The sequence below is a fragment of the Mesorhizobium sp. GbtcB19 genome, assembly GCF_019091085.1.
In the GTDB taxonomy this organism is placed as follows: Bacteria; Pseudomonadota; Alphaproteobacteria; order Rhizobiales; family Rhizobiaceae; genus Mesorhizobium.
Genome location: NZ_JAGXJY010000594.1, coordinates 1 through 232, shown reverse-complemented (window position 1 = coordinate 232; position 232 = coordinate 1). Strand labels below are relative to the sequence as shown.

Below are 232 nucleotides of genomic sequence, written 5' to 3'. Positions count from 1 at the left end.
AGGTCGATCTGGCGTTGAACGCGCCTTCGTAGAAGGTTGTGGCGGTGCCGGGCTGTAAGGGCCCGGTGATGGCGTAATAGTGCCCGTAGGCCCAGCCGGGATCGGCGATGTTCCAGAAAATGTCGTTGGGCGTGAGCCCGATCGCGTCGTGCATATAGGCGCCGAAGGCCAGCAGCGCGCTTGGCGGCACCGGCACGCCTTTCTGGTGCCCCGTCGTGCCGGAGGGCTACAT

The 232-nt window shown here is 65.1% G+C and carries 1 pseudogene; it reads right to left on the bottom strand.

The window, feature by feature from the left end:
- Positions 1-223 (bottom strand): annotated as a pseudogene (locus KVT37_RS33160) (AMP-binding protein); the annotation flags it as partial.
- Between the last annotated feature and the right edge of the window lie 9 nt (positions 224-232).